Origin of the sequence: Streptomyces sp. NPDC099050 (genome assembly GCF_044759865.1) — a bacterium.
Lineage (GTDB): Bacteria > Actinomycetota > Actinomycetes > Streptomycetales > Streptomycetaceae > Streptomyces.
Genome location: NZ_JBIWAE010000002.1, coordinates 603389 through 623409 on the forward strand (window position 1 = coordinate 603389; position 20021 = coordinate 623409).

Below are 20021 nucleotides of genomic sequence, written 5' to 3' on the forward strand. Positions count from 1 at the left end.
CCTCTCAACACCCTGCGCCCCGTGGCTCGATTCATGCGAAGCTGGGAGCCATGAGCGCCGACACACCCCGCAGGATCGTCCTCCTCCGGCACGCCAAGGCCGAATGGTCGGACGGCACGGACCACGACCGCCCCCTGGCGGAGCGAGGCCGCCACGACGCCCCGGCCGCGGGCCAGAAACTGGCCCAGACCGGCATCGCCTTCGATCTGGCCCTCTGCTCCAGTGCGGCCCGGACCAGGGAGACCTGGAAGCTGGCCGTCCAGGAGCTGCCGCACCGGCCGAAGACCACGTACGAGGAACGGCTCTACGAGGCCTCGCTGGGCGAGCTCATCGCGCTGGTCAACGAGACCTCCGACGAGGTGCAGAACCTCCTCGTCATCGGCCACAACCCCGGCATGCACGCGCTGGCCGACGCCCTCGCCGGGAGCGCGCAGGGCGACGTGCTCGCCCGGATGAACCGCAGCGGCTTCCCGACCTCAGGGATCGCCGTCGTCTCCTTCACCGGCTCGTGGAAGTCCGTGGAACACGGCGTGGGCACCCTGCTGGACTTCTGGACCCCGCACGGCTGAGGCGCGCACCCCGCCGACCACACCGACCACGCCGACGCAGCGGGCCCCGGCACTCTCGAAGTGCCGGGGCCCGCTGCCTCGTAGGAAGCCGGACGTCTTCGTCACGCCAGGTCGGCGGCCTCGACCTCTTCGCGGGTGATCCCGAGCAGGTAGAGCACGGCGTCGAGGAAGGGCACGTTCACCGCGGTGTGCGCGGCCTGGCGGACCACCGGCTTGGCACAGAAGGCCACGCCCAGCCCGGCGGCGTTCAGCATGTCCAGGTCGTTGGCACCGTCGCCGATGGCCACCGTCTGGGCCAGCGGTACGCCGGCCTCCGCGGCGAAGCGCCGCAGCAGCCGGGCCTTGCCGGCCCGGTCCACGATCTCGCCGGTGACCTTGCCCGTCAGCTTCCCGTCGACGATCTCCAGGGTGTTGGCGGAGGCGAAGTCCAGCCCGAGCCGCTCCCGCAGGTCGTCCGTGACCTGCGTGAACCCGCCGGAGACCACGCCCACCTGGTACCCGAGGCGCTTGAGCGTACGGATCAGGGTCCGGGCGCCCGGAGTGAGGCGCACCTCGGAGCGGACCTTGTCCACCACGGAGGCGTCCAGCCCGGCCAGCAGCGCGACCCGGGCGTGCAGCGACTGCTCGAAGTCCAGCTCCCCGCGCATGGCCCGCTCGGTCACCTCGGCGACCTCGGCCTCACAGCCGGCGTGCGCGGCGAAGAGCTCGATGACCTCGTCCTGGATCAGGGTCGAGTCCACGTCCATGACGACGAGGCGCTGGGCCCGCCGGTGCAGCCCGGCCGAGACCACGGCCACGTCGACGCCGATCTGCGCGGCGGCGGTGGCCAGCGCGGTGCGCAGCGGCTCGGTCGCGGTGCCGGAGACGGCGAACTCGACGGCCGTCACCGGATACTTCGCGAGCCGGAAGATGCGGTCGATGTTGCCGCCGGTCGAGGTGATCCGCGCGGCGATGGCGGCCGTGGACTCGGCGGTGAGCGGATGCCCGAGCACGGTGACGTGCGAACGGCCACTGCCGCGCGGCCGGTTGTCACCGGTGCCGGAGAGGATCTCGGCCTGCAGTTTGAGGGACTCGGCCCAGCTGTGGACGGTGGCTCTCAGCTCGCCCTCGGTGCCGGCGGTGGGGTGGGTGACGAGGGCGCACAGGACGATGCGGCCCCGGGTGACGACCTGCTCGATGTCGACGACGTCGACGGAGTAGGCGGCGAGGGTGTCGAACAGCCCGGCGGTGATCCCGGGACGGTCCTTGCCGAAGATCTTGACGAGGAGGGTGGGGACGTCGGAGGTCTGCGAAGCGCTCATGGTGCCCTCACCGTATCTTCCCCGCCCCCGGCTCAGGACCCCCGTCCCACCCTCCGGGACCGGATGTCAGCGGTGCACGAGCAGGGCGACGGAAATGCCCGGGACCTGCCGGTAGCTCTTCTGCACGTACCGGTCCTGGAGGACCTTGGCGTAAGGGGGCGGCAGGGTCGTGAAGGGGTCGCCGCCGTCGTCCTTGGAGACCAGCCAGATCCGCGGCGGCGCGACGGCGTCCAGCGTCTTGGCGGGGTCGGGGGACAGGGTCGGCCACAGGTCCTCGAGCTCTTCGCCGCTCTGGCCCGTCAGCATGTCCCGCAGGTGGATGCGCGACGGCAGGTAGTACGCGACGCCGGTGTCCACGCCCCACCACGGGGAGAACTGCTGCTGCCCGTACGCCGCCGCGTCGCCCGGCTCGTAGCCCGCGGCGACGATGTCCGCCGCCGCCCGGTAGTCCAGCGGCGTGAACCAGGTGACCGGCTCGGGGTAGGTGTACGCGCCGTGCGAGAGCGGCCCGTGCACGGCCGCGTGGTCCGGGACGACCATCACCACCACCGCCAGCAGCGCCGCCAGCGTCCCGCGCACCCGGACCAGCGCGAGGCCGGCTCCGGCCAGCACCGCCCACGCGGGCAGGACGAAGAACAGGTACTTCGGCATGAAGTAGGAGACGTCGGCCCACTGCGAGATCGCCCACAGCGCGACGACCGGCAGCAGCGCCGCGACCGTGGCGAAGAGCACCGACCGCCTGCGGTCGCTGCCCCAGGCGAGCGCGGCGGCCAGGAACAGCAGCGCCGCCATCGGGGTGCTGGAGAAGATCTGCGGCCAGACCCCCGTCAGGTCGCTCAGCTGCGGTTTGGCTATCCACCCGATCTGCCGGCCCGCCTGCCCCTCGCCCAGTTTGATCAGCGGGTAGGTGCAGGCCACGCCCAGTCCGGCCGCCAGGGCGAAGCCGACGGGGATCCGCCACTGGCTCCGCTCCTTCCGCCAGTGCAGGACGACGCCGACCGCGTGCGCGCCGAGGAAGACCAGTGACACCAGGTGGAAGTAACCGGCGGCCGCGACCGCTACCGCGTAGCAGAGCCAGCGCACCGGGCCGGGCCGCTCCAGGGCGCGCAGCAGCAGGAGCAGCGCCGCTGCCGCGACCAGCACCACGAAGGCGTACGACCGGGCCTCCTGCGCGTACCGGGTGACGGACGGGATCAGCGCGAAGAGGAGGCCGGCGGTCAGTCCGGCGCGCGCACCGAACATCCGCTTGCCGGCGAGCGCCGCGCAGGCCGCGGAGGCGGCCATCGCCAGCACGGTGGGGAGCCGGAGCATTGCGGGGGAGTCGCCGAAGAGCCCGATCCAGTAGTGCAGCAGCAGGTAGTAGGCGCCGTGCACGGCGTCCACGTTCTGCAGCATGGCCAGCAGCGCGTCCACGGGACGGCGGACCACCGTGAGGGTGGCCAGCTCGTCGTGCCACAGCACCGGGGTGCTGATCCGGTACAGGCCGGCGCCGAGGGTCGCCAGCGCGGGCAGCAGCCAGACCAGCGCGGCCGCCGGGGGCTGCCGCAGCGCCCGGCGGGCTCTGAGGGCGGAGCTCCGGGGGCCGGGCGGCCGGGGCCGCTCGGTCTCGGTCCGCGCGGCGTGGTCTGTACGCGTCATTGCAGTCCTGGGGTGGTGCGGGGGTGCGGGGGGAGCGGACGTCCATTGTCCGATAGCCATTCTGTCGGGACCGGCGAGCGTACGCGGAAACGGGCCGTCCGGCTGTCAGGGACGTCCTGCCGGGCTGACCTGTCCGGACCCGAGGGCGCGGACCGGCCCCGACACGGGCGAGAAGTCCTTTATCCCACCCTCCGGGTGCCTTTCGGCCCCCCTCCGTCCACCCTTTCGGACACCCCGTCGGGGCCGGATTCCTCTTGTGGCCGTGCGCCTGAAATAGTTCCCCCGGATGTTCGCCATCCCTAGACTCCCTGACGTCATGGGGGATTCTCGGGGGACTTAAGTGGGGCTGGAGTGCCGGAACTCGTACTGGAATTGAATGGAAGGACCTGGACGCTCGATCCGTCCAGGTCGTACTCGCTGGGGCGCGATCCCCAGGGAGACGTGGTGATCGATGACGCCCGGGTGTCGTGGCGGCACGCCACCATCGCCTGGAACGGGCGAGGTTGGGGAATCGAGGACCACGGAAGCACCAACGGCACGTACGTGCGCGGGGCGCGGGTCCAGCAGGCCGAGCTCGTACCCGGCACGCCGGTGCACCTGGGCAACGCCACCGACGGACCGCGGCTGAACCCCGTCGCGGGCGCGGGCGCCCCGGCGCCGCGGCCGGCCGTGGCGCAGCAGTCGCCCGCCCAGGCCTACGCGCAGCAGCCGCAGGCACAGCAGGCGCAACAGGCTCAGCGGGCGCAGCCGCAGGCCTGGGAACAGCAGGTTCAGCAGGCCCCGCCGCTCCCGCAGCAGCAGGCCCAGCAACCGCAGCCGGCCCAGCCCTTCCCGCAGCAGCAGCAGCACCACCAGCAGCAGCCGGGCGGCGGCGGTACCCCGGGCTACGGCGACCACCGCAGCCCGACGACGTTCCACCAGCTCGCGCTGGGCCACGTCATGCGCATCGGCCGTGCGCTGGAGAACGAGCTGGTGGTCTCCGACCTCCAGGTCTCCCGCCACCACGCCGAGTTCCACTCGATGCCGGGCGGCCGCTTCGAGATCCGCGACCTCGGCAGCCACAACGGCACCTACGTCAACGGCCAGCCGCTGGCGAAGTCGGGCACCGCGCTGCTCGGCCCGAACGACATCGTCGGCGTCGGTCACTCGACCTTCCGGATCGTCGGCGACCGCCTCGAGGAGTTCGTCGACACCGGTGACGTCTCCTTCTCGGCCCGCCACCTCACGGTCACGGTCGACGGCGGCAAGCAGATCCTCAAGGACGTCACCTTCGGCGTCCCCGAGAAGTCCCTGATCGGCGTCATCGGCCCCTCCGGCTCGGGCAAGTCGACGCTCCTCAAGGCGCTGACCGGCTACCGCCCGGCCAACCAGGGCGACGTCCTCTACGACAACCGCAACCTGTACAAGCAGTTCGCGGAGCTCCGCCAGCGCATCGGCCTGGTCCCGCAGGACGACATCCTGCACAAGGAACTGAAGGTCAGCACCGCCCTGAAGTACGCGGCCAAGCTCCGCTTCCCGGGCGACACCGCCGAGTCCGAGCGCGCCGCCCGCATCAACGAGGTGCTGCGCGAGCTCAAGCTCGACATCCACAAGGACAAGAAGATCACCTCGCTCTCGGGCGGCCAGCGCAAGCGCGTGTCCGTCGCCCTGGAGCTGCTGACCAAGCCCTCGCTGATCTTCCTGGACGAGCCCACCTCGGGCCTCGACCCGGGTATGGACCGCGACGTCATGCAGCTGCTGCGCGGCCTCGCCGACGACGGCCGCACGGTCCTCGTCGTCACGCACTCGGTCGCCGAGCTGGCCATCTGCGACAAGCTGCTGGTCATGGCCCCGGGCGGTTCGGTCGCGTACTTCGGCCCGCCGGACGAGGCGCTGAACTTCTTCGGCTACTCCACCTGGGCCGATGTGTTCTCCGCCTTCGAGAGCTACCGCGACTACGACTGGGCCGGCCGCTGGAAGGGCTCGCAGCACTTCCAGCTCTACGCCGCCGACATCGACGCGGTCGCCCCGCAGTCGGTGCAGCCCGCCCTGCAGCAGGCCCGGCCGCCCAAGCCGCAGGGCTGGGGCTCCCAGCTCTGGACTCTGATGCGCCGCTACATGTCGGTCATCGCGTCCGACAAGGGCTTCATCGGGCTGATGCTGATCCTCCCGGCGGTCCTCGGCGTGGTCTCCGTCGTCATCCCCGCGAAGTTCGGACTCGCGCCGCCCGTGGCCCCGTCCCGCTTCAACGGCGACGCCGGCACGATCATGCTGATCCTCGCGGTCGGCATGTGCTTCTCGGGCGCCGCGAACTCGGTCCGCGAGCTGATCAAGGAACGCGTGATCTACGAGCGCGAGCGCGCGACCGGCCTGTCCCGGTCGGCGTACCTCGCCTCGAAGGTGATCGTCCTCGGGTTCATCACGGCCATCCAGGGCGTGATCATCTGCGCGATCGGCTTCTACCCGCGCGACCTGCCCGCCGAGGGTCTGCTGATGCCGCCGGCCGTGGAGATCTGCCTCTCGGTCATCGCGCTCGGCTTCACGTCCATGATGTTCGGCCTGGTGATCTCCTCGCTGGTGAAGACCGCCGAGAAGACCATGCCGCTGCTCGTCATGTTCGCGATCGTCCAGGTCGTCTTCACCGGCATCCTCTTCCAGGTCTACGACTCCCCGGGCCTGGAACAGTTCGCCTGGCTGATGCCGTCGCGCTGGGCGATCGCCGCCGCCGGCACCACGCTGAACCTCGGCGTGCTCATGCCGCCGTGGGACGCGGAGAACCCGACCAGCACCGACCCGCTCTGGGACGCCACGGCCGGCCAGTGGGGCCTGAACATCACGATCCTGCTGCTCCTCGGCGTCGCGTGCGGCTTCGCCGTCCAGCGTCTGCTGCGCCGCCACGAGCCCGAGGTCATGCGCGCGGGCAAGTAAGCGGGCAAGCAAGCAAGCGAGCGAGCGAGCGGGCGGGCGGAAACGCGCGAACGCCTCAGGGCGGCTCCGGAACACCGGGGCCGCCCTGAGGCGCATGGGGGGCTGGAAGGACGCCGGAGGCCTAGTAGGCGCTGTTGACGTTGTCCATGGAGCCGTAGCGGTCGGCCGCGTAGTTGCAGGCCGCGACGATGTTGGCGACCGGGTCGTACTGGTCGAACTTGGTGCCCTTGACGTGGTACGCCTTGAAGGTCGGGGCGATGACCTGGAGCAGACCCTTGCTGGGGATGCCGTTCTGGGCGTTGATGTCCCAGTTGTTGATCGCCATCGGGTTACCGCTGGACTCGCGCATGATGTTCTTGTGGATCCCGGCGTAGCTGCCCGGAATGCCCTCCTTCTTCATGATGAAGAGGGCTTCCTTGATCCAGCCGTCCAGGTTGTTCGCGAAGACCGGCGCGCGGTTCGCGGAACGGCTGGCGGCCGCCTTCTGCTCGCGGTCCTTCTTCGCGTCCGCCTCGGCCTTGGCCTTGGCGGCCGCGTCCTTGGCGGCCTTCGCGTCCTTGGCGGCCTTGGCGGCCTTCGCGACCTTGGCCTGCTGGTCCGCGACGACCTGCTGAACGGTGAGGTGCTGCTGCACGGCCTGCGTCTGCGCGCCGTCGACGACCTTGGACCAGGCGACGGGGGCAGCGGCGACGACCGTCTGCGTCTCGGCGGCGTTGGCCGGTACGAGGGAGAAGGCGAGGGCCGCGGTGCCCAGGGTGGCTACACCGGCGACGGAAAGCTTGTGGGCCTTCGTCAGACGACGACTGTGGCCGGGAGTGTTGGTCTCGGACATGCGCAGCAACCTCTTCGAATAGCGGGGGCCGCAGGAAAGCGCCTGCCGGATCCGGGATCCGCGGCGCTGTGCGGCGAGAGCAATTCTTAGCGGTGGCAAAATCCTGTGGCAAAGGTGTGACGTACGATCCCGCTTAGTGGATCAGGGGCAACGACCGGGCCCCGATTTCGGGGCCCGGCACGTGTGAGCCGGTGCTAACAGCGTCCTTACGCGTCCACTAGGGAGCTTCGTAAGTGATGTGCGTCCTATGTGCGGGCTCACATCGGGCACGTATCAATATCACCAACCGTTGCGGCCGCAATCCACTCAGTGACCGTTCTCATCCTTGAGTAGTAGATGAACGTCCCCGAACTCGTGCCAAAGGCACAGGTTCGCTACGGCTGAGGCGTACCCGCGCCGTACGGACTCCCGTCCGGCCACCGCCTCCAGCATCAGCAGGTGCGAGGCCCCGGGCTCGTGCAGCCCGGTCAGCAGCCCGTCCACCACCCGCACTCCGCGCTCCGGCGTCACGACCAGACCGGTCCAGCCCCCGGCGGCCCGGACCACCCCGCCTCCGCCGGCGGCCGACTCCAGCGCCCGCACCGCCGTGGTCCCCACGCCGATCACCCGCCCGCCCGTCGCCTTCGCCGCGTTCACCAGCCGGGCCGTGGCCGCGGGCACCTCGTACCGCTCCGGGTAGGGCGGCTCGTGGGCCTCCTGCGAGGCCACCCCCGTGTGCAGGGTCAGCGGGGCGAACCGCACCCCCCGGCGCGCCAGCTCCGCCACCAGCTCCGCCGTGAAGGGCCGGCCCGCGCTCGGCATCTCCGCCGAACCCGCCCCGTCGGCCCGCGGTACCGAGAAGACCGTCTGGTACGCCGACAGCGGCTGGTCCCGCTCCGTGTAGGCGTACCGGATCGGCCGCCCGTACGAGCCCAGCAGCGCCGGCACCTCCTCCGGACGCCCCTCGGGCGGCGCCGGCCGCGCCCACCACAGCCGGTCCGCCCTCGCAGCCAGCGGCTCCTCCAGTACGAGGCGCCACCCGCCCGGCAGCTCCACGACGCCCCCGGCGGGCCCGCCGGCCCGGGGCCGGGTCGCCCCCTGTGCGTACGGGTCCCGGCCGCGGAGCTCCACCGCCCAGCGGCCGTCGTCCCCGTGCGTGGAGAAGTGCACGACGAGCTCCTCGCCGCCGAGCCGCCCGTCCACGGCGGCCGCCAGCGTCACGGAGGTGTTCACCACCAGCACGTCCCCGGCGCGCAGCAGCCCCGGCAGCTCCCGGAAGGCGTGCAGGGACACCTCCGCGGCACCCTGCGAGACCAGCAGCCGCACCGAGTCCCGCCCCCGGCCCGGCCCCCGCTGCTCGGCGGGAACCCGGGCCGCAAGACCCGGCGGAATGTCCCTTATGTACAGTCCCTTCTCCCGTAGCCCCCGCTCCCCGCTCACCGCCCCACCACCTCAGCCCCGAGGGCGCCGCCCGTCCCGGCGCGGCGGTCCACCCCGAGGGCGCCGCCTGTCCCGGCGTGCCCCTCCACCTGGGTGTGGCCCTCCACCTGGGCGTGGCTGTCCTCACCGGCGCACCCGTCCTCACCGGCGCGCCCCCCACCCCCGCGCCCCCCAGCCCCGGCGAGCCCGTGGGCCGTGTACCGCCCGCTGGGCGCGGGTCCCGTCAGCAGGGTCAGCAGCACCGGAGCCACCTCCTGCGGCGTCGGCAGCCCCGCCAGGTCCTCCCCGGGCTCGGCCGCCGCCATCATCCGCGTCCGCATCGAGCCCGGATCCGCCCACCACACGCGCAGCTCCGGCTCCTCCACCGCCAGTACCGCCGACATCAGGTCCCCCGCCGCCTTGGTCGCCCCGTAGCCGCCCCAGGCCCCGTAGGGCACCACCGCCGCGTCCGAGCTGATGTTCAGCACCGCCCCCGCGGGGGCCGCCCGCAGCAGCGGCAGCGCCTCCTGGAGCAGCCCCAGCGGGGCCACCACGTTCACCTCGAATGCCTCGCGCAGCCCCTCCAGCGGGTGCACCGCCAGCGGCACCAGCGGCTCCGAGCCCAGCACGCCCGCGTTGTTCACCAGCAGGTCCAGCCCGCCCAGCGCCCGCGCCGCCGCCACCAGCTCCGCCCGGTGCGCCGCCGAGGACACGTCCCCGGCCACCACCGCGACCCGCGCCCCCGCGGCCCGCAGGGCCTCCCCGGCCTCCGCCAGCGGGCCCGCGCCCCGTGCGCTCAGCACCAGGTCCCAGCCCCGGGCCGCCAGCTCCCCGGCCACCGCCCGCCCCAGCCCCCTCGACGCCCCCGTCACCATCGCCACCGACATGACCGCACCCTCGCCTTCCGAACCGCCCGGCAGATGCCCCCAACGTAGGAACCCGGCCACCCCCACCGCCTCGGCCACCGGCCGCACCCCGCCAGGTCCCTTCGCCCTAGGGCGAAGGCCCACGCCGAAACCCCGCCCCAAGGCGTGGACCTGCGCGGAGACCTACGCCGAGACCTAAGCCGCGACCGGCCGCGGCCTACGCCCCCCGCCCGATCCACCCGCTCCGCCGCCGCGAGTACCGTGAGGCCATGGACTCCGGACCCCGAGCCCCCCGCGGTGGCGGCCTGGCCGCCGTGAGTACGGCGCTGCTCGCCATGAGCCGCCGGCTGGAGGTCCGCGACGTGCTGCGCACGATCGTCGCCTCGGCCCGCGAGCTGCTCGACGCCGAGTACGCCGCGCTGGGCGTCCCGGACGACCACGGCGGCTTCGCCCAGTTCGTCGTGGACGGCATCAGCGAAGAGCAGTGGCGCGCGATCGGTCCGCTGCCCCGCCAGCACGGCATCCTCGCCGCGATGCTGCACGAGGACGGCCCCGAGCGGCTGGCCGACGTGCGCGAGGACCCCCGCTTCGAGGGCTGGCCCGCCGCCCACCCCGACATGTCCGACTTCCTGGGGCTGCCCATCCGGGACGGCGAGGAGACCCTCGGCGCGCTCTTCCTCGCGAACAAGCGGAACGTCCCGGACGGCGGACGCGGCTTCACCGACGAGGACGAGGAGCTCCTCTCCCTGCTCGCCCAGCACGCCGCGATCGCCCTCACCAACGCCCGCCTCTACGAACGCAGCCGCGAGCTGACCATCGCCGAGGAGCGCTCCCGCCTGGCCCACGAGCTGCACGACGCGGTCAGCCAGAAGCTCTTCTCCCTCCGCCTCACCGCGCAGGCCGCCGCAGCCCTGGTGGACCGCGACCCGGCCCGTGCCAAGGACGAGCTCCAGCAGGTCGCCCTCCTCGCGGCCGAGGCCGCCGACGAACTGCGCGAGGCCGTCACCGAGCTCCGCCCCGCCGCCCTGGACGAGGACGGCCTGATCGCCACCCTCCGCAACCAGGTCCGCGTCCTGGACCGGGCCCACACCGCGCACGTCACCTTCACCTGCGACGGCGTACGGGCCCTGCCCGCGGCCCAGGAGGAGGCGGTCCTGCGCGTGGCCCAGGAGGCCCTGCACAACGCCCTGCGCCACTCGGCGGGCGAGCGGATCGAGGTCACCCTGACCCGCCGGGAGGCCGGGGGCGCCCTGCTGAGGGTGACCGACGACGGAGCCGGCTTCTCCCCTTCCACCGTCCGCCGGGCGGGCCGGCACCTCGGCCTGGTCTCCATGCGGGACCGGGCCGCCGGAGTCGGCGGCCGGCTCACCGTACGGTCCGATCCCGGCACCGGCACCACGATCGAACTGGAGGTACCCGGTGGCTGACACGCCGGGCCGCAACGGCCGGGACGGCCGCAACAGCCGCAGCGGGCCCATCAAAGTACTGCTCGTCGACGACCACCAGGTGGTCCGGCGGGGCCTGCGCACCTTCCTGGAAATCCAGGACGACATCGAGGTCGTCGGCGAGGCCGCCGACGGCGACGAGGGCATCGACCGAGCCGGGGAACTGCTCCCCGACGTCATCCTGATGGACATCAAGATGCCGGGCACCGACGGCATCGAGGCCCTGCGCAGGCTGCGCACGCTGGCGAACCCGGCGCGCGTGCTGATCGTGACCAGCTTCACCGAGCAGCGCACGGTGGTCCCGGCCCTGCGCGCGGGCGCGGCCGGCTACGTGTACAAGGACATCGACCCCGACGCCCTGGCCGCCGCCATCCGCTCGGTGCACGCGGGCCACGTGCTCCTCCAGCCGGAGGTCGCCGGGGCCCTGCTCGCCGAGGAGGGCCCCGGCCCGTCATCCGGCCGCGGCGGCAACCTGACGGACCGCGAGCGCGAGGTGCTGCACCACATAGCGGACGGGCGCTCGAACCGGGAGATCGCCCGCGCGCTGGTCCTCTCGGAGAAGACGGTCAAGACGCACGTATCGAACATCCTGATGAAGCTGGACCTCTCGGACCGTACGCAGGCGGCGCTGTGGGCGGTCAGACACGGCGTCGCGCCATGATTCATACGGTCGGGTGTATGTAGCCCACATGGCGCATCCCGTTCGTCGGATGAGCGTTCTTCATGACGTGCCGCGGCGGCTGGCCGCGGCAGACGTACTGGAGGACGAGAACGTGAAGAACTTCAAGAAGGCCACCGCCGTCACCATGATCGCGGGCGGCCTCCTGGCCGCCGGCGCAGGTGTCTCGTCGGCGCACGGCGGTGCGTCGGCGGAGGGCCAGGCCCTGAACTCGCCCGGCGTGGCCGCGGGGAACCAGCTCCAGCTCCCCGTCCACATCCCCGCGAACGTCGTGGGCAACTCGGTCAACGTGATCGGCCTGCTGAACGGCGCCTTCGGCAACACGGGCGTGAACAACTAGCCCGGACCCGCGCCTTCACGCGGAGCTCGCACTGCTACGCGGGCTGCGGCTCGCACCCCGGCCCCGCTTCCCCCCTCTCCCTGGGAAGCGGGGCCGAGCAAATCCAGCCCCTCCGGCTCTTGCGGACCGGGGTCCGGGGCAGCGCCCCGGAAGGCCCGGCGCCGCTCGCGCGGCGGCGCCGCACCGGACCCCCTGCCCCCCGCGGCTAGCGGCTAGCGCAACCGCTCCTCGACCGCCGAGTTGTACGCCGCGACCAGCGCCCGCCGGGCGACCCGCTCCACCGGCCGCAACGCCTCCGCCCGGGCCGCCATCTCCGAGGCGGCCACCGCCGCGCCGTGCCCCCGCTCGGTGGCCAGCGACACCATCAGGTCCACCCGCTGCGCCAGCGAGAGGACCCGTACCGCCCGCGCCGGATACCCCGGCGCCAGCGCGTCCCGCCCGGCCTCCGTCCGCGCCCGGTACGCGGACAGCGCCGCCTCCGCGACCGGCCCGGATCCCGCCACGTCCAGCCGGGTCAGCGCCACCGTGGCCTCGCGCAGCGCCTCCGCCAGTTCCCGTTCCGCCTCGCCGAGCGACGGCACGTCCGCCGGCGGGGCCTCCCGTACCGGCAGGCAGTGCCAGGTCACCGACACGTGCTGATCACCCGCGGGCCCCACCTCGCGCACCTCGGGGACCAGCCCGAGCGCCGCCCCCACCGCGACGACCGCCTCCTCCGCGTCCAGCGCCCTCGCGTTGAACTCCGGCGGGCCGCTCAGCCCCAGCGGATGCCCGGGCGCCGGGAGCGCGATCCGCAGCCCGCTCACTCCCAGCACCCGCAGCCGGCCCAGCGCCAGGGACAGACCCACCGGGCCGGATTCCCCGGGGAGCCCTTCCACCCGGTGCACGGCGTCCTCGCCCACGATCGACAACACGGCCTCGTCGGGCGAGACGAGACCGGCCAGCAGAGCGTTCCCCCAGGCGGCCAGCCGCCCTGAACGCGGTTCGAAAAGCATCCCCCCACTTTACGGACGACCCCCTGGACCCGGGCCCGCGCCCGGACCCCTCCCCGAGTGGCGTAGGTTTTCCCCTGGGGCTGCGCCCACGGACGGGGCGGCGCACAGACGTACCGAGACTGCAAGGGGAGACAACACGCTCATGAGCGATGTTCTGGAGCTGGTGGACGTATCCGTGGTCCGCGAGGGCCGGGCTCTGGTGGACCAGGTCTCCTGGTCGGTCAAGGAGGGGGAGCGCTGGGTGATCCTCGGCCCCAACGGCGCCGGCAAGACCACGCTGCTGAACCTCGCCTCCAGCTACCTCTTCCCCACCAAGGGTTCCGCCACCATCCTCGGCAGCACCCTCGGCAAGGTCGACGTCTTCGAGCTGCGCCCCCGCATCGGCATGGCCGGCATCGCGATGGCCGACAAGCTGCCCAGGCGCCAGACCGTCCTGGAGACCGTCCTCACCGCCGCGTACGGCATGACGGCCACCTGGCAGGAGGAGTACGAGGAGATCGACGAGCAGCGCGCCCGCGCCTTCCTCGACCGCCTCGGCATGACGCCCTACCTCGACCGGAAGTTCGGCACCCTCTCCGAGGGCGAGCGCAAGCGCACCCTGATCGCCCGCGCGCTGATGACCGACCCCGAGCTGCTGCTGCTCGACGAGCCCGCCGCCGGTCTCGACCTCGGCGGCCGCGAAGACCTCGTACGACGCCTCGGCCGGCTCGCCCGCGATCCGCTCGCGCCGTCGATGATCATGGTCACGCACCACGTCGAGGAGATCGCCCCGGGCTTCACCCACGTCCTGATGATCCGTCAGGGCAAGGTGGTCGCGGCCGGACCCATCGACCTCGAACTGACCTCCCGCAACCTCTCGCTCTGCTTCGGTCTGCCGCTCGTCGTCGCGCGCAACGACAGCGACCGCTGGACCGCCCAGGGCCTGCCCCTGCGGTAGTTGGCGTACCGGGGCCCGTCGTCAGCGGGTCCCGCACGCCGGCCGGGCCTCCCGCACCCTGTCCGGACCGTGCCCACCGACCTACCATGACCATGTGGACATCGACGCGTGGGTGTGGTGGCTCATCGGCGCGGTCGGACTGGGCATCCCCCTCGTCCTGACCGCGATGCCCGAATTCGGCATGTTCGCCGCCGGAGCGGTGGCGGCCGCCGTCACGGCGGCCCTCGGCGGGGGACTGGTCGCCCAGATCCTGGTGTTCGTGGCCGTGTCGGTCGCGCTCCTCGCGGTCGTCCGTCCGATCGCCGCCCGGCACCGCAACCAGAAACCCCAACACCGCAGCGGAATCGACGCGTTGAGGGGGCGCAGCGCCCTCGTGCTGGAACGCGTGGACGCGGGCGGCGGGGGCAGGATCAAGCTCGCCGGCGAAATCTGGTCGGCGCGCTCCCTGGACGCGGACATCATCTTCGAACCGGGCCAGTCCGTCGACGTCGTGGAGATCGACGGGGCGACCGCCGTCGTCATGTGACGGATCATGGGAGGGACCACGTGACGGATCATGTGACGGATCATGTGACGGACCAGCACGTGAGCAACTCGCCTGTGTGCACGCCACATGTGGGCAAGCAGCCGACCCGCGGCCCCGGGGTCTGCGAGACTCCGCTGAACGGGGCAGCACAGACAGCCGGAAGGGCACGGGGAACCGCATGCAACCGATCATCATCGTTCTGATCATTCTGGTGGTTCTGGTCTTCATCGCACTGGTCAAGACGATCCAGGTGATCCCGCAGGCCAGCGCCGCCATCGTCGAACGGTTCGGGCGCTACACCCGCACCCTCAACGCGGGCCTCAACATCGTCGTCCCGTTCATCGACTCGATCCGCAACCGGATCGACCTCCGCGAGCAGGTCGTCCCCTTCCCGCCGCAGCCCGTCATCACCCAGGACAACCTCGTCGTCAACATCGACACGGTCATCTACTACCAGGTGACCGACGCCCGCGCCGCGACGTACGAGGTGGCCAGCTACATCCAGGCCATCGAGCAGCTCACCGTCACCACGCTGCGCAACATCATCGGCGGCATGGACCTGGAGCGGACCCTGACCTCCCGCGAGGAGATCAACGCGGCCCTGCGCGGAGTCCTCGACGAGGCCACCGGCAAGTGGGGCATCCGCGTCAACCGCGTCGAGCTCAAGGCCATCGAGCCGCCGACCTCCATCCAGGACTCGATGGAGAAGCAGATGCGCGCCGACCGCGACAAGCGCGCCGCGATCCTCCAGGCCGAAGGCGTCCGCCAGTCCGAGATCCTGCGCGCCGAGGGCGAGAAGCAGTCCTCCATCCTGCGCGCCGAGGGTGACGCCAAGGCCGCGGCCCTGCGCGCCGAGGGCGAGGCCCAGGCCATCCGTACGGTCTTCGAGTCCATCCACGCCGGCGACGCCGACCAGAAGCTCCTCGCGTACCAGTACCTCCAGATGCTCCCGAAGCTCGCCGAGGGCGATGCCAACAAGCTCTGGATCGTCCCGAGCGAGATCGGCGACGCCCTCAAGGGCCTCTCCGGAGCGATGGGCAACTTCGGCCCGATGGGCGCCGCCTCCGGCTTCAACCCGCAGTCCGCGGGCAGGGACGGCGCCAAGGACGGCGGCGGCACCGGCGGGATCCCCGCGGCCCGCGACAAGGAAGCCGCGGAACGCCGCGAGCAGCCCCCGATCGACTGAACGGGCCGTCCCCTCCGGCATGATCAGTGAGGCCCCCCGACCTTCACGGCGGGGAGGCGACTCACTCATGCAAAGGGGACGACCCCGCCCATGTCCATCTGGGAATCACTCGCGGTCTTCGCGGCCGGCATCGGCGCCGGCACCATCAACACCATCGTCGGCTCCGGCACCCTGATCACCTTCCCGGTGCTCCTGGCCACCGGCCTGCCACCGGTCACGGCCAACGTCTCCAACACCCTGGGCCTCGTGCCCGGTTCCATCAGCGGCGCCATCGGCTACCGCAAGGAACTCCGGGGCCAGCGCGCCCGCATCATCCGGCTCGGCGCCGTCTCCCTCGTCGGCGGACTCGCCGGCGCGATCCTGCTCCTCACCCTGCCGTCGGACTCCTTCGACACGATCGTGCCCGTCCTGATCGCCCTGGCCCTCGTGCTCGTCGTCTTCCAGCCCCGGCTCGCCGCCGCCCTGCGCAGGCGACAGGAGGCGGCCGGAGGCGATACGAGCCATCCCGACGGCGGCCCGCTGCTGCTGTCGGGCATGCTGCTCTCCAGCGCGTACGGGGGCTACTTCGGCGCCGCCCAGGGCGTGCTCTACCTCGGCCTGATGGGCCTGCTGCTCCGCGAGGACCTCCAGCGGATCAACGCGGTGAAGAACGTCGTCGCGGCGATGGTCAACGGCATCGCGGCCGTCTTCTTCCTCTTCGTCGCCGAGTTCGACTGGACGGCCGTCCTGCTCATCGCCGTCGGCTCCACCATCGGCGGACAGCTCGGCGCCAAGGTCGGCCGCCGTCTGCCGCCCACCGTGCTGCGCGGAGTCATCGTGACCGTAGGGATCATCGCGATCGTTCAACTGCTGCTCCGCTGAGCGACGTAGAAAACGTACGTCGCCCAGCGCAGCCGTCTATCCGGCGGGACGATCCCGCCCTACGCGCCGCTCACCCTGGAGTGGGCCCAGGGCCCTACGCGGAACGCTCCAGCCACTCCGGCAGCGCGTCCCGCCCGCCCACCCCCAGCGCGAGCAGCATCGCGTCGGCCGGCGAGGGAACGAAGGGCTTCCGGAGGAGCGGCATCCCCGCCTCCTCCGGAGTCCGGGCCGCCTTGCGGTGGTTGTCCTCGGAGCAGGAGGCCACCGTGTTCAGCCAGGTGTCCCCCCCGCCCTGAGCCCGCGGAAGCACGTGGTCCACGGTCGTCGCACGCTTCCCGCAGTACGCGCACCGGTGTTGGTCCCGGATCAGCACCCCCCTCCGTGACCAGGGAGCATGTCTCCGGAAGGGCACCCGGACGTACCTGCAGAGTCTGATCACCCGTGGCAGCGGAAGATCCATCGTGGCCGCGCGCACACGGAACTCGGGATGCGCCTGTTCGACCACGGCCTTGTCCTGGAGCACCAGCACCACAGCCCGGTTCATCGTCACCGTCGACAGCGGCTCGAAGCTCGCGTTCAGCACCAGCGTGTCCCGCATCTCGCCCACCTCCCGTGTGCAGGCCCGCGACCACCCTGGCGGCGAGGCCCGCAACCACTCTGGTCGCGCGCGCCACGCGGGACAACGCAATAAAAATGCCCGGTCCCGGCCGTCTTTAGACCAGGACCGGGCAAACGCTCGGAGAACGGAGTCAGGAATGCTCAGCCCGCGGGAGCCTCGTACTCACCGACGAGCTGCGCACGCCCCAGTGCGTGGAACCGCAGATTGAACCCGACGACGGCCGGCGACACGTCCGCGCCGGGACCGAGCTTCTCCTCGTCCACCGCGTACACGGTGAACACGTAGCGGTGCCGCTCCCCGGCCGGCGGAGCCGCCCCGCCGAAGTCCTGGGTGCCGTAGTCGTTGCGCACGTGCACCGCCCCGGCGGGCAGCCCCTCGAACTTCCCGCTGCCCGCCCGGGCCGGCAGCTCGGTGACCGAGACCGGCAGATCGAAGAGCACCCAGTGCCAGAACCCGCTGCCCGTCGGGGCATCCGGGTCGAAGCAGGTCACCGCGAAGCTCTTCGTGCCCTCCGGGAACCCCTCCCACCGCAGGTGCGGAGAGACGTTCCCACCGGACAGCACCTGGTCGGACCCCAGATCGGCCCCGGGCTCCAGGTCCGCACTGGTCACGGTGAACGCGTGCACCGCCGGATGGAAATCGTGGGGGAGCGGCGCCCTGCTCTGCTCGGCCACTGCGGAACCTCCTACTGGTTCGAGTCGACGCTGACCGGTACCTGTACCGGCACCGAGCCTAGGGGGTGTCCCGCCGCTCAGAGCCAGTTGCGCTGCGAACCCACCGAGGAGATCCACTGGTTCAGGTAGGCCGCCCAGTCGGTGTCCTGGTAGGACTGCAGCCCCACCTGGAAGCAGCGGAAGGTGTCACTGCCCTCGCTGAACAGACCCGGCTTCTTGTCCATCTCCAGGACGACGTCCATCTCGCGCCCGTCGGAGACGAAGGTCAGCTCGACCTGGTTCAGCCCCCGGTACTGCGACGGCGGCAGGAACTCGATCTCCTGGTAGAACGGCAGCGTCTGCCGCGTCCCCCGGATGTGCCCGCGCTCCATGTCCGCGCTGCGGAAGGTGAAGCCCAGCTGCGCGAAGGCGTCGAGGATCGCCTGCTGCGCCGGCACCGGGTGCACGTTGATCGCGTCGAGGTCGCCCGCGTCCACCGCGCGCGCGATCTCCAGCTCCGTGCTGACCCCGATGCTCATCCCGTGCAGCTGACGCCCCCCGAAGTGGGTGATCGGCGTCTCCCAGGGGATCTCCAGACCGAACGGCACCACGTGCAGGGCGCCCGCCTGCACCTGGAAGGCACCACCGAGGCGCTGCTTGGTGAAGACCACGTCCTGCTTGTACTCCTGGTCGTTGCCCTCCACCTCCACCCGCGCCTGGAGCCCGACGGACAGCCCCTCGATCTGCTGCTCCACGGACCCGCCCTGGATCCGCACCTCGCCCTGGACGATGCCGCCCGGGACGACGTTCGGCTCGGTGATGACCGTGTCGACCGAAGCACCACCGGCACCCAGGCTCGCGAACAGCTTCCTGAACCCCATGCTCTGACTCCCCTTATACGACTTACACGACTACGACGTGCTCGAAAAAGCCCTGCTCGGCAAGGCGCGCGCCACTCTGCGCGCTAGTACCCCTACCTACCTCTACAAACGCGGAACCTTAGGCCCCGGTTGCAGGAGTACGCAGTCCACTACGCTCGACCGGATGAGCGCGCGCCCCGACCGTACGCCCCTGCCCCGGTCCTTCTTCGACCGCCCGGTCCTCACCGTGGCCCCGGACCTCCTCGGCCGCACCCTGGTCCGCCGCACCCCGGACGGCCCCGTGGAACTGCGCATCACGGAGGTGGAGGCGTACGAGGGGGAGACCGACCCGGGCTCCCACGCCTACCGCGGCCGGACGGCGCGCAACGCGTCGATGTTCGGTCCACCCGGACACGCGTACGTCTACTTCATCTACGGCATGTGGTTCAGCCTGAACCTGGTCTGCGGCCCGCCGGGCCATGCGAGCGGAGTCCTGCTCCGGGCCGGAGAGATCACCGTGGGCGCGGATCAGGCCCGCAAACGCCGGATTTCAGCCAGAACAGACCGGGAACTGGCCAAGGGCCCGGCCCGCCTGGCCACCGCCCTGGCCGTGGACCGCTCCCTGGACGGCGCGGACCTCTGCACCGGCCCGGATTCCCCGCTGTCCCTGCTGACCGGCACCCCCGTGCCACCGGACCTGCTGAGCAGCGGCCCGCGCACCGGAGTGGGCGGTGCCGGCGCGGCCCACCCGTACCGCTACTGGATCACCCACGACCCGACGGTGAGCCCGTACCGGGCCCACGCGCCACGCCGCCGCCCAACTTGACTCGGCGCCGGCGGACGCCTAACGTAGCCCGAGCCGCTTGAACGGGGCACTGCTATCAGCAGACCCCCAGAGCGGCCAACCCAACACCTACGACTTACCCCTGGCGGGGTCTTATTCGGCATGTCCGAATTCGATTCCGAACGGCCGATTATGAGCCGCACGGGATAAGCGCTAATGTGGTGGAGCGCCGAAAGGCACAGACCCCCAACGGTCACCGAATTCAAATCCAGAGTCGGAAACGACAACGGAAATGATCTGGTAGAGTTGGAAACGAAGGAAGCGCCCGGAGGGCCTGGAAACAGGAACAAAGGAAGCGTCCGTTCCTTGAGAACTCAACAGCGTGCCAAAAATCAACGCCAAAAAGTTGATACCCCGTCCATTTCGGTGGATGAGGTTCCTTTGAAAAAGACCTGTAAGGTCGCGGCTTCGGCTACGACGCTTGCAGGCAATTACACAGCGAGGATGCAGTGGACGGTCGGTCTTATTCCGATTTGACTGTCCCGCTCTAAGTGCGTGTGCACCCGATTACGGGTAAACATTCATGGAGAGTTTGATCCTGGCTCAGGACGAACGCTGGCGGCGTGCT

Annotated in this window: 18 protein-coding genes and 1 pseudogene; 10 read left to right on the plus strand and 9 right to left on the minus strand. The window is 71.3% G+C overall.

Annotated elements, in window-relative coordinates; genetic code table 11:
* Positions 1-50 precede the first annotated feature (50 nt).
* Positions 51-569, plus strand: coding sequence for a SixA phosphatase family protein (locus ACIQV3_RS05755; RefSeq protein WP_403710082.1), 519 nt, complete (start codon positions 51-53; stop codon positions 567-569).
* 101 nt (positions 570-670) lie between these two features.
* Here the strand turns inward: ACIQV3_RS05755 and serB are convergent, their stop codons facing one another.
* On the minus strand, positions 671-1870 hold the full coding sequence (gene serB / locus ACIQV3_RS05760) for a phosphoserine phosphatase SerB (RefSeq protein WP_327307435.1): 1200 nt from the start codon (positions 1868-1870) through the stop codon (positions 671-673).
* Between the two features lie 66 nt (positions 1871-1936).
* Positions 1937-3508, minus strand: a complete 1572-nt coding sequence (locus ACIQV3_RS05765) for a glycosyltransferase family 39 protein (protein ID WP_403710084.1) — start codon at positions 3506-3508, stop codon at positions 1937-1939.
* 372 nt (positions 3509-3880) lie between these two features.
* On the opposite strand from ACIQV3_RS05765, the gene ACIQV3_RS05770 reads away from it, so the two are divergent.
* On the plus strand, positions 3881-6415 hold the full coding sequence (locus ACIQV3_RS05770) for an FHA domain-containing protein (RefSeq protein WP_403710170.1): 2535 nt from the start codon (positions 3881-3883) through the stop codon (positions 6413-6415).
* Between the two features lie 121 nt (positions 6416-6536).
* Here ACIQV3_RS05770 and ACIQV3_RS05775 read toward each other — a convergent pair whose 3' ends face one another.
* The 3 genes and pseudogenes from ACIQV3_RS05775 to ACIQV3_RS05785 form a co-directional block, all read right to left on the minus strand.
* On the minus strand, positions 6537-7247 hold the full coding sequence (locus tag ACIQV3_RS05775) for a transglycosylase SLT domain-containing protein (RefSeq protein WP_403710086.1): 711 nt from the start codon (positions 7245-7247) through the stop codon (positions 6537-6539).
* Positions 7248-7553: 306 nt separating this feature from the next.
* Positions 7554-8666: an S-adenosylmethionine:tRNA ribosyltransferase-isomerase gene (locus ACIQV3_RS05780; RefSeq protein ID WP_403710088.1), complete on the minus strand. Its 1113-nt coding sequence runs from the start codon at positions 8664-8666 to the stop codon at positions 7554-7556.
* 155 nt (positions 8667-8821) lie between these two features.
* Positions 8822-9532, minus strand: a pseudogene (locus tag ACIQV3_RS05785) (SDR family NAD(P)-dependent oxidoreductase); the annotation flags it as partial.
* 248 nt (positions 9533-9780) lie between these two features.
* Between ACIQV3_RS05785 and ACIQV3_RS05790 the strand changes: the two are divergent.
* From ACIQV3_RS05790 to ACIQV3_RS05800, 3 genes are all read left to right on the plus strand, one after another.
* Positions 9781-10938 carry a GAF domain-containing sensor histidine kinase gene (locus tag ACIQV3_RS05790; protein WP_403710090.1) on the plus strand — a complete coding sequence of 386 codons (1158 nt, stop codon included), beginning with the start codon at positions 9781-9783 and terminating at the stop codon, positions 10936-10938.
* Positions 10931-11617, plus strand: a complete 687-nt coding sequence (locus tag ACIQV3_RS05795; protein WP_403710092.1) for a response regulator — start codon at positions 10931-10933, stop codon at positions 11615-11617. The genes ACIQV3_RS05790 and ACIQV3_RS05795 overlap by 8 nt, the downstream gene beginning before the upstream one ends.
* A gap of 112 nt (positions 11618-11729) precedes the next feature.
* Positions 11730-11975, plus strand: coding sequence for a chaplin (locus ACIQV3_RS05800; protein ID WP_403710172.1), 246 nt, complete (start codon positions 11730-11732; stop codon positions 11973-11975).
* A gap of 212 nt (positions 11976-12187) precedes the next feature.
* Here the strand turns inward: ACIQV3_RS05800 and ACIQV3_RS05805 are convergent, their stop codons facing one another.
* A complete protein-coding gene (locus ACIQV3_RS05805; RefSeq protein WP_403710094.1) occupies positions 12188-12967 on the minus strand; it encodes a hypothetical protein in 780 nt (259 codons plus the stop codon).
* Positions 12968-13109: 142 nt separating this feature from the next.
* Between ACIQV3_RS05805 and ACIQV3_RS05810 the strand changes: the two genes are divergently transcribed.
* The 4 genes from ACIQV3_RS05810 to ACIQV3_RS05825 all read left to right on the plus strand — a co-directional run bounded on the left by ACIQV3_RS05810 (position 13110) and on the right by ACIQV3_RS05825 (position 16477).
* Positions 13110-13904 carry an ABC transporter ATP-binding protein gene (locus ACIQV3_RS05810; RefSeq protein WP_403710096.1) on the plus strand — a complete coding sequence of 265 codons (795 nt, stop codon included), beginning with the start codon at positions 13110-13112 and terminating at the stop codon, positions 13902-13904.
* Between the two features lie 94 nt (positions 13905-13998).
* Positions 13999-14430 (plus strand): NfeD family protein, encoded by a 432-nt coding sequence (locus ACIQV3_RS05815; RefSeq protein ID WP_403710098.1) that lies wholly within the window; start codon positions 13999-14001, stop codon positions 14428-14430.
* A 178-nt stretch (positions 14431-14608) separates the two neighbouring features.
* Positions 14609-15616, plus strand: a complete 1008-nt coding sequence (locus ACIQV3_RS05820; RefSeq protein ID WP_403710100.1) for an SPFH domain-containing protein — start codon at positions 14609-14611, stop codon at positions 15614-15616.
* A 90-nt stretch (positions 15617-15706) separates the two neighbouring features.
* Entirely contained in the window at positions 15707-16477 is a 771-nt protein-coding gene (locus tag ACIQV3_RS05825) for a sulfite exporter TauE/SafE family protein (RefSeq protein ID WP_403710102.1), read from the plus strand.
* A 94-nt stretch (positions 16478-16571) separates the two neighbouring features.
* On the opposite strand, the gene ACIQV3_RS05830 is transcribed toward ACIQV3_RS05825, so the two are convergent.
* The 3 genes from ACIQV3_RS05830 to ACIQV3_RS05840 all read right to left on the minus strand — a co-directional run bounded on the left by ACIQV3_RS05830 (position 16572) and on the right by ACIQV3_RS05840 (position 18630).
* The gene (locus ACIQV3_RS05830) at positions 16572-17075 is read right to left on the minus strand and encodes an HNH endonuclease (protein ID WP_403710104.1); all 504 of its coding nucleotides are present in this window, start codon (positions 17073-17075) and stop codon (positions 16572-16574) included.
* Positions 17076-17236: 161 nt separating this feature from the next.
* Positions 17237-17770 carry a YbhB/YbcL family Raf kinase inhibitor-like protein gene (locus tag ACIQV3_RS05835; RefSeq protein ID WP_403710106.1) on the minus strand — a complete coding sequence of 178 codons (534 nt, stop codon included), beginning with the start codon at positions 17768-17770 and terminating at the stop codon, positions 17237-17239.
* A 77-nt stretch (positions 17771-17847) separates the two neighbouring features.
* Positions 17848-18630, minus strand: coding sequence for a sporulation protein (locus tag ACIQV3_RS05840; RefSeq protein WP_403710108.1), 783 nt, complete (start codon positions 18628-18630; stop codon positions 17848-17850).
* A 163-nt stretch (positions 18631-18793) separates the two neighbouring features.
* Here ACIQV3_RS05840 and ACIQV3_RS05845 point away from each other — a divergent pair, with 163 nt between their 5' ends.
* Positions 18794-19435: a DNA-3-methyladenine glycosylase gene (locus ACIQV3_RS05845; protein WP_403710110.1), complete on the plus strand. Its 642-nt coding sequence runs from the start codon at positions 18794-18796 to the stop codon at positions 19433-19435.
* The last annotated feature ends 586 nt before the right edge of the window (positions 19436-20021 follow it).

Coding starts and splice junctions, on each gene's coding strand:
- ACIQV3_RS05755 (WP_403710082.1), top strand. CDS start 51: ATGAGCGCCGACACACCCCGCAGGATCGTCCTCCTCCGGCACGCCAAG.
- serB (WP_327307435.1), bottom strand. CDS start 1,870: ATGAGCGCTTCGCAGACCTCCGACGTCCCCACCCTCCTCGTCAAGATC.
- ACIQV3_RS05765 (WP_403710084.1), bottom strand. CDS start 3,508: ATGACGCGTACAGACCACGCCGCGCGGACCGAGACCGAGCGGCCCCGG.
- ACIQV3_RS05775 (WP_403710086.1), bottom strand. CDS start 7,247: ATGTCCGAGACCAACACTCCCGGCCACAGTCGTCGTCTGACGAAGGCC.
- ACIQV3_RS05790 (WP_403710090.1), top strand. CDS start 9,781: ATGGACTCCGGACCCCGAGCCCCCCGCGGTGGCGGCCTGGCCGCCGTG.
- ACIQV3_RS05805 (WP_403710094.1), bottom strand. CDS start 12,967: ATGCTTTTCGAACCGCGTTCAGGGCGGCTGGCCGCCTGGGGGAACGCT.
- ACIQV3_RS05810 (WP_403710096.1), top strand. CDS start 13,110: ATGAGCGATGTTCTGGAGCTGGTGGACGTATCCGTGGTCCGCGAGGGC.
- ACIQV3_RS05820 (WP_403710100.1), top strand. CDS start 14,609: ATGCAACCGATCATCATCGTTCTGATCATTCTGGTGGTTCTGGTCTTC.
- ACIQV3_RS05825 (WP_403710102.1), top strand. CDS start 15,707: ATGTCCATCTGGGAATCACTCGCGGTCTTCGCGGCCGGCATCGGCGCC.
- ACIQV3_RS05830 (WP_403710104.1), bottom strand. CDS start 17,075: ATGCGGGACACGCTGGTGCTGAACGCGAGCTTCGAGCCGCTGTCGACG.
- ACIQV3_RS05840 (WP_403710108.1), bottom strand. CDS start 18,630: ATGGGGTTCAGGAAGCTGTTCGCGAGCCTGGGTGCCGGTGGTGCTTCG.
- ACIQV3_RS05845 (WP_403710110.1), top strand. CDS start 18,794: ATGAGCGCGCGCCCCGACCGTACGCCCCTGCCCCGGTCCTTCTTCGAC.